General features: G+C 61.2%; 12 protein-coding genes. 4 read left to right on the forward strand and 8 right to left on the reverse strand.

Features of this window, described 5'->3' with window-relative positions:
- The first annotated feature begins 26 nt into the window (after positions 1-26).
- From Q8X48_RS20710 to Q8X48_RS20720, 3 genes are all read left to right on the forward strand, one after another.
- A complete protein-coding gene (locus tag Q8X48_RS20710) occupies positions 27-899 on the forward strand; it encodes a GNAT family N-acetyltransferase (protein WP_407801802.1) in 873 nt (290 codons plus the stop codon).
- Positions 899-1,792, forward strand: coding sequence for an allantoinase PuuE (puuE, locus tag Q8X48_RS20715; protein ID WP_407801803.1), 894 nt, complete (start codon positions 899-901; stop codon positions 1,790-1,792). The genes Q8X48_RS20710 and puuE overlap by 1 nt, the downstream gene beginning before the upstream one ends.
- Positions 1,793-1,920: 128 nt before the next feature.
- A complete protein-coding gene (locus tag Q8X48_RS20720) occupies positions 1,921-2,475 on the forward strand; it encodes a YdeI/OmpD-associated family protein (protein WP_407801805.1) in 555 nt (184 codons plus the stop codon).
- A gap of 158 nt (positions 2,476-2,633) precedes the next feature.
- Here the strand turns inward: Q8X48_RS20720 and Q8X48_RS20725 are convergent, their stop codons facing one another.
- The 7 genes from Q8X48_RS20725 to Q8X48_RS20755 all read right to left on the reverse strand — a co-directional run bounded on the left by Q8X48_RS20725 (position 2,634) and on the right by Q8X48_RS20755 (position 11,479).
- Entirely contained in the window at positions 2,634-4,172 is a 1,539-nt protein-coding gene (locus Q8X48_RS20725) for a DUF1254 domain-containing protein (protein ID WP_407801806.1), read from the reverse strand.
- A 22-nt stretch (positions 4,173-4,194) separates the two neighbouring features.
- Positions 4,195-5,709, reverse strand: coding sequence for a DUF1254 domain-containing protein (locus tag Q8X48_RS20730; protein WP_407801808.1), 1,515 nt, complete (start codon positions 5,707-5,709; stop codon positions 4,195-4,197).
- A 536-nt stretch (positions 5,710-6,245) separates the two neighbouring features.
- Positions 6,246-7,442, reverse strand: coding sequence for an ABC transporter permease (locus tag Q8X48_RS20735; protein ID WP_407801809.1), 1,197 nt, complete (start codon positions 7,440-7,442; stop codon positions 6,246-6,248).
- Complete coding sequence (locus Q8X48_RS20740; protein ID WP_407801811.1) at positions 7,442-8,653, reverse strand: ABC transporter permease; 1,212 nt, start codon at positions 8,651-8,653, stop codon at positions 7,442-7,444. Before Q8X48_RS20740 ends, Q8X48_RS20735 begins: the two co-directional genes overlap by 1 nt.
- Complete coding sequence (locus tag Q8X48_RS20745; RefSeq protein WP_407801812.1) at positions 8,653-9,339, reverse strand: ABC transporter ATP-binding protein; 687 nt, start codon at positions 9,337-9,339, stop codon at positions 8,653-8,655. Before Q8X48_RS20745 ends, Q8X48_RS20740 begins: the two co-directional genes overlap by 1 nt.
- Entirely contained in the window at positions 9,336-10,487 is a 1,152-nt protein-coding gene (locus Q8X48_RS20750) for an efflux RND transporter periplasmic adaptor subunit (protein ID WP_407801813.1), read from the reverse strand. The genes Q8X48_RS20745 and Q8X48_RS20750 overlap by 4 nt, the downstream gene beginning before the upstream one ends.
- Positions 10,488-10,861: 374 nt before the next feature.
- A complete protein-coding gene (locus Q8X48_RS20755; protein WP_407801815.1) occupies positions 10,862-11,479 on the reverse strand; it encodes a LysE family translocator in 618 nt (205 codons plus the stop codon).
- 65 nt (positions 11,480-11,544) lie between these two features.
- Between Q8X48_RS20755 and Q8X48_RS20760 the strand changes: the two genes are divergently transcribed.
- Entirely contained in the window at positions 11,545-12,462 is a 918-nt protein-coding gene (locus Q8X48_RS20760; RefSeq protein ID WP_407801816.1) for a LysR family transcriptional regulator, read from the forward strand.
- Between the two features lie 88 nt (positions 12,463-12,550).
- On the opposite strand, the gene Q8X48_RS20765 is transcribed toward Q8X48_RS20760, so the two are convergent.
- Complete coding sequence (locus tag Q8X48_RS20765) at positions 12,551-13,663, reverse strand: class II histone deacetylase (protein WP_407801817.1); 1,113 nt, start codon at positions 13,661-13,663, stop codon at positions 12,551-12,553.
- Positions 13,664-13,701: the final 38 nt, after the last annotated feature.

Genomic DNA, 13,701 nt, shown 5'->3' on the forward strand with positions numbered 1-13,701 from the left:
GATTAGCGACTGAGGAGAATTTCACGGTGTCGAATCAGCTGGTCATACGCAACATGACCCGTCCCGAACTGGACGAACTCGTCGAGTGGGCTGCCCGTGAGGGCTGGAACCCCGGCCTTCACGATGCCGAGCTGTTCTGGGCCACGGACCCTGCCGCCTTCATCGCGGCGTCCCGGGGCGAGGAATTGATCGGCGGTGGCGCCATCACCTCCTACCATGGCGAATTCGGTTTCATGGGTTTTTTCATCGTCCGGCCTGAGTATCGCAGCCAGGGCCTGGGCAATACCCTCTGGCACGCACGCCGCGAGCGGCTCCTCGCCCGCCTGCGCCCGGGCGCGAGCATCGGCATGGACGGCGTCTTCGCGATGCAGGATTACTACGCCAAGGGTGGTTTCGTCTTCTCCCATCGCAACCTGCGTTTTCGTGCCGAGATCACCGAGCGCCCGACGACCTCCCAGGCAGACGACCAGGACATCGTCCCGTTGGCCGCCTTCCCGTTCGATCAGGTGGTCGATTACGACCGCACCTGCTTCCCCGCCGCGCGCGCAACCTTCCTGAGCGGGTGGATAACCCAGGCCGATGCACTCGCCGTGGGTTGTCGGCGCGAAGGCAGGCTGAGCGGCTATGGCGTAATAAGGCGCTGCCGGGAAGGCTGCAAGATCGGCCCCTTGTTCGCCGATGACGCCCAAGCGGCCAATGCCCTCTACGCGCGCCTGGCGGAATTTGCGCAAGGTGGCCCGCTGTTTCTCGATGCCCCGGAAAACAACCCCGCCGCCATGGCGCTCGTGCGCCAACAGGGCATGACCGAGGTGTTCGGCTGCGCACGCATGTACCTCGGCCCTCCTCCGGCGATCGCGCACGAACGTGTGTTCGGCGTCACCACCTTCGAGCTGGGCTGATGTCCGCCCGCGACCTCATCGGTTATGGCGGCCGTCCACCCCACCCGCGATGGCCCGGTGAGGCGCGCGTCGCCGTCCAGTTCGTACTCAACATCGAAGAAGGCGCGGAATCCTGCGTCCTCAATGGCGATCCCCAGTCCGAAGCCTGGCTTCACGAGCTACCCGGCCGCCCGCCCCGTGTTGGGGAGCCGGACTTGAGCGTCGAGGGCATGTACGAATACGGATCGCGCGCAGGGGTGTGGCGCATTCTGGAACTGTTCCGCGCCCGAGGCCTGCCGCTGACCGCCTTCGCCGTCGGCCGGGCACTGGAACTCACCCCGGCGATCGGCCATGCGCTCTGCGCGGCCGGGCATGAGATTGCCGGGCATGGCTACCGTTGGCTGGACTATCGCGACATGCCTGAAGATCAGGAGCGGCACCATATCCGCCTCACCCTCGACGTGATCGAGCAGGTCTGCGGTAAACGCCCCGTCGGTTGGTACACAGGAAGGGTCAGCCAGAACACCCGCCGCCTGTTGCGTGAGGAAGGCGGGTTTCTCTACAGCTCGGACGCCTACAACGATGACCTGCCCTATTGGCTCCCAGGCTCGCCCGCCCACCTGGTGATCCCTTACACACTGGTCAACAACGACGCCCGCTATCTGCTGCCGAACGGCTTCGCCTGCGGTGAAGACTTCTTCCGGCTGCTCAAGGACGCGTTCGACCTGCTGTGGCAGGAAGGCGCGCAACACCCGAAGATGATGAGCGTCGGCCTGCATGGGCGGATCAGTGGCCATCCCGGTCGTGCGATGGCGCTGGCGCGCTTTCTCGATTACGTGCAAGGCCACGACGCGGTGTGGATCTGCCGGCGCGAAGAGATTGCCAGGCACTGGATAGCCCGGTTCCCCGCCTGAGTGGGGTTCGGAACGGGCTGAGCCATGCTGGCTTATCAATGTCGCGCTTTTCTCAGGGCCAAGTCGCGTTTAAATCCGAAGGTGATACCGCGAGTGAGTAGTTAGGCGTATGAGTTGGAGGAGTTGCGATGACAACAATCGATGTGAAATCCCGATTTGAAGCAAAGCTTCTTCGTCCGGCTAAGCCGGATAATGATGCGTCGTGGGCGTTCGTAGTACTGCCAAGAGACGCGAGTGAACAGCTTCCGAGGCGAGGAAGGACGACAGTTGAAGGCACAATCAATGGGCACCCTTTCCAGGCGACCCTTGAGCCGGATGGTCAGCTGAGCCATTGGCTGCAGGTCAGTAGAGAGTTACTCGAAGCCGCAGGCATAGCCGTTGGGGATGTCGTTACACTAGAGCTAACCCCTGTGAAGAAAGAACCCGAGCCAGACATCCCAGCCGATTTTCAGGAGGCTCTGGAAGCCACTCCTGAGGCTCGTAAGGTTTGGAACAATACGACGACCATCGCACGAGTAGACTGGATACATTGGATTACGTCAGCCAAGCAACTCAAGACGCGCGCAAAACGAATTGGTGATGCTTGCGATATGCTTGCATCCGGCAAGAAGCAGGTTTGCTGTTTCGACCAATCCGGCTACTACAGCAAGGCCTTCCGTGCGCCCGAGGGTGAAATTCTTTAAATGGAACATTCCGTGGAATGCGCCTGACAATGCGTTGTGGCCCTTCGCGACGGGCAGAAATCGGCCAGAAATTGCCACTCAAGGATCTCGGCTTAAAGCCTCCCTCGTTGGTGATCTCATCCGCATTATGTTTACCTCCCGACATCGACAGGCCAACGTCACTTCACCTTCTCGATGTCACCGGGCTTCCAGCTCTTATCGATAGCGGGTTCCTTCGGGCCGTAGAGTCGGATGATGGCGAAATAACCTTTGCCTGGCACAGTGGCGAGCCAGTTGGCTTTCTTGCCTTCGGGTGCTTTGGGTCCGAGGTAGAGGTCGGTGCTGCCGTCGGCGTTCTGCACCGGCTTGTCACGCGAACCGAGCGAGGGGAACGGCTGGCCGTTGTCGAGACCGGAAGCATTGGCGGCATCGTAAAGCGTCACCGACCAGAACAAGGCGGCAGGAATGTTGGCCGGCAGGTTCAGGCGATAGCTGGTGTCACCCGACAAGGGCGTGCCCCCGCTGTCGGTGAAACTGATCATGTATTTGGCACCCTTGCCCGGGGTTTGGGACATCATTCCCGGGCTTATCGAGTAGTAGTTGGTGAACATCCAGATTCGAGCATCGAGGGCCAGGTACGGATAGGCTCCGGCGACATTTTCCCAGCTGTCATTCTTCGACCCGCCCGGATTCGCGGGAGTACCGTCGGCGAAAGGATTAAGCCACTGGCGGTCTGGATAGACTCTGAACGAGAGACCGCTCACCTTGTCTGAAAAGCCAATGACACGGCTCATTTCGTAGCCGGTCTTGGCGGCCCGATCGAGGATCTCGCGTGTTTGCGCATCAGGATTGAACGGTTGCCCCTTGACGATGCCGATCGCCGCCAGCATGCCGAGCCAATCGGGACCGGCGAGGTTGGCGCCTTCACTGTCCACAAGCAGCTTGAGCTGATCGAAGGCATTGCCGTCGCTGCTCGGCAGCATGTTGACCGGGACGCCGGAGGCATCGGGGTATGTCATCGGTTTCGCCCCGGCCGCGCCGTTCAGTGGATATATCTTTGTCTGTTCAAGATGCGTAACTGCCGGCGTCAGATTCTTCGGGTCTTTATAGAACCCGCGCAGAAAGACAAAGACATTGTTTGTGGCAGAGCGGTACACGTAATAGCCGTCCGGCACTTCGCCCTTGTAGCTAGGTGGCAAGAGGAGAAACTTGCCGCCCTTTCCCTCATCCGGTCCAAACAGACCAACGTCACCGAAGAACTTGCCACCATCGACCGGGATGGGACGCTGCCAGACATCCAGCAGGATGCCTTGCAACTCAGGCGGCGCTTCCATCACCATCGGTCCATCCCTTCCCAAGTCGATGTAGCTCATCGCGTAAAGGACATCGGAGTTGGGGGTCGTTACCAGGGTCTTGGCGTCAAGTCTGCGCTTCCAGATCGGCAAGACGTTGTAGCCGGCGCCGAATGTCTTTTCCGAGCCCACCTGCATGCCGAGGGTGTTGATCAAAGGCAGCGCCCAGAGATACGTCTGCGTCGCCCGTTGAAAAAGCAGCTCGTCGCGTAGTATCTGCGCGGCCTCCTGTGTGGGTCGGCCTTGCGTGAACGGCAGGTCGGCGAGTTTATTGAAGCTGGCTTGCTGAGCGCAGGCCTGCGTTGCCAATTCGCTCATTACTAACGCGCTCACGAGTGCAGCGGCGATCGAGTTCTTTGGATTCATGGTTGCGTCCTCTGCCGTTTGATCACTTCACCGTCGCGATGGCCGGTGGCTGCCACGTGCCGTCGAGTATGGCTTTGTCGGCCCAATAGGCACGGATGTAGAGCGAGAATGGGCCGCTGGGGGCCGGCAGCCAATTACTTTCCTTGTCCTTGCCGGGCGTCTTGGCGCCGGCATAGAGCGTCAGCGACCCGTCCGGGTTGTATTTGAGATTCTTGTTCTTCGTGCCCAGCGAATTGCGCGTTAGCGCGTTGGGATGAAACAGGTGGACGTCGTTGTATAGCGTGAGCGACCAGAAGCCCTTGACCGGTGGCAGCTGGCCCTTGCCAAAGGTGACGGCATAGGTGTTGTTTCCGTTGAGTTGCTTGCCCTGGCTATCGTTGTCCGTGTAGATGTATTTCGTCTCTTCCGGGCGGTTGTCGTACATGTTCGACTTGGCAGAGGCGGTCCGGTTGAGGTAGTCGGTTCCCCATTGGGCGTTGTTCACGGGCGAATTCCAACCATTGCCGGCGGCACGACCGTTGTTGCTCCACCGCAGGAACGGGGAAATCATCTCGTGCTCAGCCTCGACAGCGGTTGCCTTGAGCGTCTGCATGATTTTCGGGTCCTTGGCGGCTGCGTCCAGAACACTGCCGATCCAGCTATAGAGGGCTTCCTCGCCTGGCAGCGGCGGCACGCTTTTCATCACCGCCGGTAGTTCGTCGAAGAAGGTGTCCGGGTTTACCCACGAGGCCTCCCCTTTGCCGGTGGTCTTCGGCGTGGGGAAATGCGGTAGTTTGCTCCAGTCCTTGGACTTGATCTTGCCGTCGAACTCCGACAACGGGTAGTAGACGATCTGGCTGATCACCGGCTGGACGGCTTTTTGGTCCTCAGCGCTGTCATCGATGAAGATACGCGGAACGACAAAGGCCAGCGACGTGGACGAGCGCACCACGGCCGTAATGCCGGCTGGAGTTTCGCCCTTCCAGTTTGGGCCGACCATCATGTAGAAGCCGGGTTTGGTGCCGTAGGCCTTACCGATCTCGGAAAATTCGTCGGTGCGCGCGTCATAGTGGGCGTAGACCCAGAAACGATCACCGAAATCCGGGACCTGGAAGACGATGGGCTCTTTGTCCAGCGTCATGAAGCCGGCGCCGTACGCGACATCCTGGTTGGGGCAAGCGATGAAGGTTTGGTCCGGGCTGACGTACCCGGTCAACATTGCGTTCCGGTTGAATGCGATCGGTATCACGCCGCCCAGCAAGCCGGGTTCGGGGGCCTTCGAAAAAGCGTTGCCGCGGTTGGCCATGTTGACCAGCGGCCAGCCCCACAGGTAGGCCATGCGCCCCACCGATTGCACGTAGGCCGTGGTCATGGCGGTGCCGCTCGCCGGGCCGGGAACTTCGCTGGCGGTTGTAGGGATCGCCACCTGCTGCGCCTGAGCGTTACCCGCCAGCATCAGGAAGGCTGCCCCGACGCCCAGTAAAACGGTTAAGGATCGACGATCAGTTTCCTTGACCCGATAATTTCCTCGGCTGGCAGCGCAAGATTCAGTCGACATGTTCAACCTCCAAACTCCGTGAATACGTGAATGGATGCCGAAAGACATGCGGAAAAGAAGGGGTCAAACTGTGGCGACTGGACCCCTGCGACAGCACCGCGGCGGCACGCCGTTTGATTGTAGCAGCCCAAAATCAGGCAGCTTGGGCCATTCAGCCAGCGTTCCACCGGTGCAGCCGCTACCGTTCGCCTCCGGTCTGCCTCTAGCTCAACTGCCCCCCCCTCATTCGTTGACTGATTGCTTTCGGCGCTATCGCTCAAGACTTCGAGGGGCAGTTGTGGGTCACCGCTCCTCAAGAGTCTTGATTTAGGTTGACTGACTTCCTCAGGGCGTGAAGCGGTCACTCGAAACATTGATCAACGTAAACCTGCAGGAATTTATCCTCTAGGGACACTCTGAATCCCGAGGACTTGTTGCCGGAGTTTTGCACTCGGTTTTTGCCGCCGCCAACCCATTAAAATCACCGGTCCAGCGCCGGCGTTTTCGTTATCGTCACGCAGCGTACAACCAGCCCGTCAGGCTCATTGGCCTGGCCGCTATTCACTGCGCAGAGCCGCCACCGGATGCAGGCGGGCCGCCCGCAGTGCTGGCGCCAGGCCGGCGAGAATGCCGAGCACCGCCGCCAGCAGCAGTGCCAGCAGCAGAAACATTGGCTGCAGCGCCAGGGGCAGGCTCGGCATGGCCAGGTGCAGTAGCCCGAGCAGCAGGCCCATCAACAGCAGTCCCAGCAGACCACCGGCCAGGGACAGCAGCGTCGCTTCGGCGAGAAACAGCCCGAGCACCTGCCGCGGACTGGCACCAATCGCCCGCAGCAGGCCGATTTCCGCCGTGCGCTCGCCCACAGTGGTGGTCATGATGGTGAGAATGCCGACGGCGCCGACCAACAGGGAAATGCCCCCCAAGGCACCGATGGCCAGGCTCAGGGTGCCGAGAACGCGGTTGAAGCTGCGCAACATGTCGTCCTGGGTGCTCAGGCTGAAGTCCTCCTCGCCGTGCCGTTCGCCGAGCACCTGGCGAATCTGCTGACTCAACGCCCGCGAAGTGGTGCCGGCGCCGAACACCACATGGACTTTGACCACCCCGGTGCGGTTGAACAGGCTTTCGGCCCAATCCACCGGGATATAGGCGATATCATCGAGGTTGAAGCCGAGCAACTGGCCCTTCTGCGCCATCACGCCGATCACCCGGAAACGCACGCCACCGACGCGGATCAGCTCGCCCAGCGGATTGCGTGCACCGAACAGCTCGACTCGCAACTGATGGCCGAGCACCACATAAGGCGGCGAACGACCGTCACGGGCCACGGGCAGGAACTCACCCATGCTCAGCCGCATGCGCCAGGCCTGCGCCAGCTGATGGCCGCCACCGAGAATGTCGCTGCGCCGGCTCAGTTGACCGAACTGGATATCCCCGCTGCCCGGAATGATCGGCACCGCCGCCTCGACATGCGGCAAGCGCCGCAGGGCGTCGGTATCACTGATGGTCAGTGGCCGTACGCTGCCGAGCAGACCGCCGAGGCCACTGGTCTGGGTCTTGCCCGGGCGCACGGTGATGATCCGCGTACCAAACTGCGAGAAGTTCTCCAGCACATAGCCGCGCACGCCTTCGCCTATGGCCGTGAGCAGCGTCACGGCGGCTATCCCGATCGCTACCCCGAGCAGAGTCAGCAGGCTGCGCAAAGGTCGACAGGTCAGCGCCGAGCTGGTCAGCCGGAAACCATCTTGCCAGCGCATCAGTGCGCTCCCGGCGGGCGTAGCGCCGCCACCGGCTCCAGCGCCGCGGCCCGAGCGGCCGGCAGCCAGGCGAACAGCAGCGCCGTGACGAGTGCCAGCAGCACCGCGCTAGCCCGCGCCCACCAGGGTGCATAGAGCGGCAGATCGAACGCCAGGCGCCCCAGCCAGAGCAAGGTTTCGGCCAGCAGCAGCCCCGCCAGCGCCCCCGCCAGGGCGAGCAGCGCCGCCTCGCCGAGGAACAACAGGCGCAGCTGCGCCGCCGTCACACCTATGGCTTTGAGCAGGCCGATCTCGGCGCTGCGCTGGCTCACCGCAATCCAGGTCACGTTCATGATCAGGATGCCTGCCACCAGCAGGCTGATCGCGGCAATCCCGGCCACCGCCAGGGTCAGCACCGTGAGTATCTCGTCGAAGGCGCTGAGAAGGCTGTCCTGGCTGATCAGGGTGATGTCTTCCTCACCCTCGTGGCGCTCCTTGAGCGCGGCGAGTATCAGCCGTTTGCTGCGCTCGAGAAAGCTCGGTCCACTCACCTCGACAAACACACGCAACAGCCCCTCGCGATTGAACAAGGCCTGGGCACTGGCCACCGGGATGATCAACATTTCGGCGAAATCCATCCCCAGGGATTCGCCCCGCTCACTGAGGATACCGACCACCCGAAAGCGCCGGTCGCCGGCGCGCAACCATTCACCCAGGGCCGGACGCGCACCGAATAGCTCGCGCCGGAGTTTGCCGCCGATCACGCAGACGGCCTCGGCCTGCCCAGGGTCCAGCTCCGGCAGGGGCTGGCCCTGGACGACCGTCAGTTGGCGAATGGCGAAGAAGTCCCGGGTGGTGCCCAGGGTCAGCACCTCACGATTGCGGTTGCCGACTATCACCTCCATCTGCCCGGCCTGCATCGGCGCGACCCGGCGGATGCCCGGCAACCGGGTGATGGCCTGGACGTCCTGCAAGGTCAACTCGTGCGGTGTCAGGCCGGTGAGCGGCGGCATGCGCCCCGTGGTTTCCTTGCGCCCCGGGAAAACGATCAGGATGTCGCGCCCGAGCACCGAGAACTCGTTCAGGACGAAGGCCCGCGCGCCCGCGCCGAGACCGGTGAGCAGATTGACCGCCACCACCCCGATAGCGATGGCCAGCAGCAGCATCAGGCTGCGCGAGCGATGCCCACGCAAGGCGCCGAGCCAGAAGGCCAGGGCATCGGCGGCGCGCATCAGGCCAGCGCCTGCTGCGACGCAGCACTGTGGATCCGCCCGTCACGCATGTGTAACTGGCGGTGCGCGCGGGCGCCCAGGCTGGCGTCGTGGGTCACCACTATCAGGGTCAGCCCCTCGTCGTTGAGCTCCTCCAGCAGGCTGAAGACTTCGGCGCCGGCCTGGCTATCGAGATTGCCGGTGGGCTCGTCGGCCAACAACAGCGCCGGTTGCATGACCATCGCCCGGGCGATGGCGACGCGCTGGCGCTGACCACCGGACAGCTCGCCCGGGCGGTGGGCAATACGATCGCCCAGCCCCAGGCGCGCCACCAATTGGCTGCTGCGCTTGTGCCGTTGCGCCGCGCCGATGCCGGCGAGGACCATCGGCAGCTCGATGTTCTCCAACACCGTCAGCCGTGCGATCAGGTGGTAGGACTGGAACACGAAACCTATCAGTTGGCTGCGCAATTGGGCGCGCCGCGCCTCGCTCAGCGTCGCCGTGGCCTCGCCCTGCAGCCAGTATTCGCCGGCGCTCGGCGCATCGAGCAAACCGAGGATGTTCAGCAGGGTCGACTTGCCCGAGCCCGACGGGCCCATCACCGCCATGTAGTCACCGGCGGCGATGTCCAGGTCCAGGCCGTCCAGCCCCATCACCTGCTGCTCGCCCAACTGGAAGCTGCGGCTGCCGCCGCGCAGGCGGATCATTGCTCAGTCTCCGCCGCATCCACCGGGATCACCGACACGGTGTCCTTGAGCCCTTCCTGCTCGAGGCTGGCGACTATGCGCGCGTCCTCGTCCAGCCCTGCGAGCACCTCGGTCCAGCGCCAGTTGCTCAACCCGGTTTGCACCTCCACCTCGCGCAACACCCGGGCGCTGGGGTCATAGCGCAGCACGCGCTGCCCCTCCAGCAGGGTCTCGGTGGGGATGCGCAAAGCACGTTCGCGCTGCTCCAGGAGGATCTCGACATCGGCGCTATAGCCGGTGAGCAGGACCAGATCGGCCGGCGGTTGGTCGAAGCGCACCTCGACATCGACGGTGCGCGCCTGTTTCTCCAGTTCACGCACATAGGGCGCGATGCGGCTGACGCGGCCGGCGAATTGCTGGCCACGAAAGGCATCCAGGGTGATCCGCACCGCGGTTCCGGGGCGAACCCGGGCAGCGTCCACTTCATCGATCGGCGCCTCGACATACAGGCAGCTGTCGTCGATCAGGTCGACCGCCGGCGGCGTGGGAATACCCGGCGGCGAAGGGGTGACGAACTCGCCGAGTTCGCCGTTGATTTCTGCGACTATGCCGGCGAATGGCGCGCGCAGGGTCGTCTGCTCCAGCAGTGAACGCTGTAACTGCAGGCTGGCGTCGGCCTCGCGGATCAGCACGGCACTGGCATTGCACATCAGCTTCGCCAGGTTAGCCTTGGTCTCGGCCTGATCGAGGCGATCGGCGGCAACCAGCTTGCGGTCGGCCAGTTGGCCCAGGCGATCGAGGTCGCGCCGGTCCAGATGAGCCTGCTGGCAGCGCTGTTCGCGGGCGTTGCGTTGGGCCTCCAACCGCGCCTCGGCTTCCTGCAACCGGGCCTGCTGCTCGACCTGCCGCAAGCGCATGAGCACCTGACCCGCCTGGACCCGCTGGCCCTCGGCGATCAGCAACTCGGCAACCTGGCCGCCGACATTGAAGGACAAATGCGAGCGCCGACAGGACTTCAGCGTACCCGCGCGGGTGTTGGCAACCAGCGTCTCCACCGGCCCGCGCTCAACCTCCAGCAGCCTGACCGGCAACGGCTGTGGTCGACTCAACCAGCCGCCCAGCACCACCAGACAGGCCAGCATCGACGAGCCAATCAATAATCTGCGCATGGACTTCACCTCCTCCCCACATGGCTTGAGCCTAGGTCAGGAGGGTAAAAGAACAACGCGAAACGTCATTTATCCGACGCTTTTCAGACGAGCGTCAGACTAGCGCCAGATAAATGGCGAATGAGATTTATTTCTCTCGCAACGGCTGTTCGCCAGCCATGCCAACTCAATAGAATTCCTTGCCGCGGCGACGCTGCGACGTCGAAATATCTCCGCAAACTGTGCCACGCTTTGCCCATACCTGAATGTCTTCAAGCGGCCAGAAGCAGTCATTCAAACTGCCCAATTAAAGACTCATACACAAAAGAGTCAGGTCGAGAAACAACTCGAACATGCGGCGTGCTTGAAAGGCCCTGCGCAAGGGCTAATTCAACTCAGACTGAACGCTGAGCAATAGTCAGTAATATCCCGAAGCTCACGAGTAGGCCGCCAAAAACCCGGTCAATCCATTGCCGTGCAGCCACCAATTTCTCGCGCACCATTCCCGCTGAGAAGCAAAGCGCGACGAGGCTGAACCACATTGCGTGCGCCCCAGCGATAAACAGCCCATATGCAATTTGCATTGTCAGGGCGGTGTCCGGTTGTATTACCCCCATGAACAGACTGACGATGAAGATCGATGTTTTCGGATTCAACGCGTTCGTGAGAAATCCCGTCCGCAGAGCTGCCAGGTCGGACATGGCGGGTGGCGGTGCGTCTAGCTGTTCGATAGCCGGCTTGGAACGAAGCATTTGGATGCCTAGATAGACGAGATACGCAGCTCCAGCCAGCTTCAGCGCATTGAACAACCAAGGCGTTTGTTGAAGCACTAACCCTAGTCCGAGCAGCGTATAGCAGACGTGGACAAGCACCCCCATACCAATTCCTGCAGCTGTGAGGACGCCCGCCCGTCGAGACAGCAGCAATCCGTTGCGAGAAACCATGGCGAAATCTGGCCCAGGACTGATGCATGCGAGTATTGTAATGGTGATTACTGCTATCCATTCGCTCATGCGACACCCTTCAATTATTGGTAGTAGAAAGTGATTTTTACAGATCCTGCTCTTTGGTAATAACGATGGTTTCTGATGAACATAGTGACTTCAAATCACTAATCACCGAGGCTCGCCTGCCTTCTCTGCTCGCGTTGCGTTGCTTCGAATCCGCCGGACGGTTCGAAAACTTCGCACGCGCGGCTGACGAACTGCACCTGACACCAGGAGCCATAAGTCGAGCAGTGCGCTTGCTTGAAGAGGATCTGGGCGTTGACCTGTTCGAGCGGCGTAACCGAAGGGTTTTTTTAACTGACGCCGGCAAACGCCTGGCGAAAGCAGTTAGTGAAGGGCTTGGATTGATGAACCAGGCAGTTCGCGAGATACGCACCGACGCCCGTCGTACCCGCCAGCTTGTCCTGTCCTGCGAGCCAACGCTTTTAATGCGATGGTTGATTCCTCGCTGGAACGACTTCCAAACACAACATCGGGGGCTAGACATTCATTTAGTGGCCGGCGGCGGCATCTTTTCATTCGACCATGGCATCGACTTGGCCATTCGGCGGGACGATTTTCCTCGCCCCTCCGACTATCATGCTGAGACCCTATTCCCTGAGAAGATCGGCCCTGTATGCCGGCCGGAAAAGGTAGATCAATGGTTTGGCAAAAGCAGGAAATACCTGCGTTCCTCGGCCCCGCTGCTTCAGACTAATAGCCGACCTACAGCTTGGCAGGAGTGGGCTACTGCAAAAGGACTGCCCGCTCCTGCCATGGAGATGCAATCTTTTGAGCACTTTTATTTCAGCATCCAGGCGGCTGTCGCGGGCCTGGGGGTGGCCATTGGCCCATGGCACTTAGTGCATGACGATATCCAGAGCGGCGTTTTAGCCGCACCATTAGGATTTATTGAAGACGGCTCACGCTATTGCCTGTTATCTCCCACCCCCCCACAGCCAGGCAGCTTGGAAATGGATTTACTTAATTGGTTGCAGACAGTGCGCTGAGTCTTGTCGAGGCGCAGCGCTTGTCAGCACTGGCGCCTCATCGCCAAATGGCTCTCCCCCTTCGGTGGAAGGCTATTGAAATTCCCCGTTATCGCGCGCTCTTGGATCCATCAGGTACTCCCGTGAGAAGTTGTTCACACGCTCGTATCGCTGCGTCATGGTGCGGCAACAAAGCTTGTTCCGGAAGATTCGCGACTGTGTTCATCCATGGGTCCTCGACTGCGGTTCGCCGCCCTGCAAGTGTTTCAACCACGGCAAGACCGCAGAATGGTCCCATCAGCGGATCGTAGCCCCCCTCATGCACAGCGACGACCCGCGATTTGCACACTTCTTCAGCCAGATTCATCACCTGAGTCGTCAGCTCGCGATATGCCCCGGAGTACAAGAGTTGGCGGCCAAAGGGGTCCATCGCAGCGGAGTCAAATCCGCTCGCAATCACGATGAGATCCGGTTGAAAACGGCGGACCGCAGGCATTACGATACGCTCGAACGCGCCCAGGTAGGCCCCTCGGCCCGACCCTGCGGGTAGTGGAATATTCAGGTTGGCACCTAGTCCGGGACCCGTTCCGATGTCTTGTACCTTTCCGCGTCCGATGGGGTAAAGGTCGTCCTGGTGAAGAGAGATCGTCAGCACCGACGGATCGTCATAAAAAAGGGTCTCGGTCCCGTTACCATGATGAACATCCCAGTCGATGACCGCGACTCGTTTCACCGCTCCTGTTTGCTGCAGATGGCGGATTCCGACCGCGGTGTTGTGGAATATGCAATAGCCCATCCCCTGACTGGCAATCGCATGATGTCCTGGCGGTCGAATGAGCGCGTAGGCGTTCGTCACAGTACCCGATACGACTGCATTGAACGCCGAGATGACAGCGCCCGCTGCAAGTCTGGCAATGTCTGCCGATCCTGGTCCGACGGGCGTTTCACCGTCGCCTGCATCGCTCCAGACAGGACCGGTCGGGTTCAGGATTCGATCGACATACTCCGGAGTGTGTACCCGCAACAGATCGGCTTCAGAGGCCGGAGTGAAGGGTAGCGGAACAAGATATTGATCAAGGCCGCTTCGCTTGACGAGGCTTGCAAAGCGTCGCTTGGTATCGCCCTTCTCAGGATGGTCGATGGGTTCCTGCCACGGTAGGCTCCAAGCCCGCGTGTCATGAGTCATAAATCTTTCGTCCCAAATCCAGCCGGTTGTCGTCATGGTTCTAACTCTACTTTTTCGTGTCGATAGGGATAAAT

This window comes from Pseudomonas sp. QLc11A (assembly GCF_052112305.1).
Taxonomy (GTDB): domain Bacteria; phylum Pseudomonadota; class Gammaproteobacteria; order Pseudomonadales; family Pseudomonadaceae; genus Aquipseudomonas; species Aquipseudomonas laurylsulfatiphila.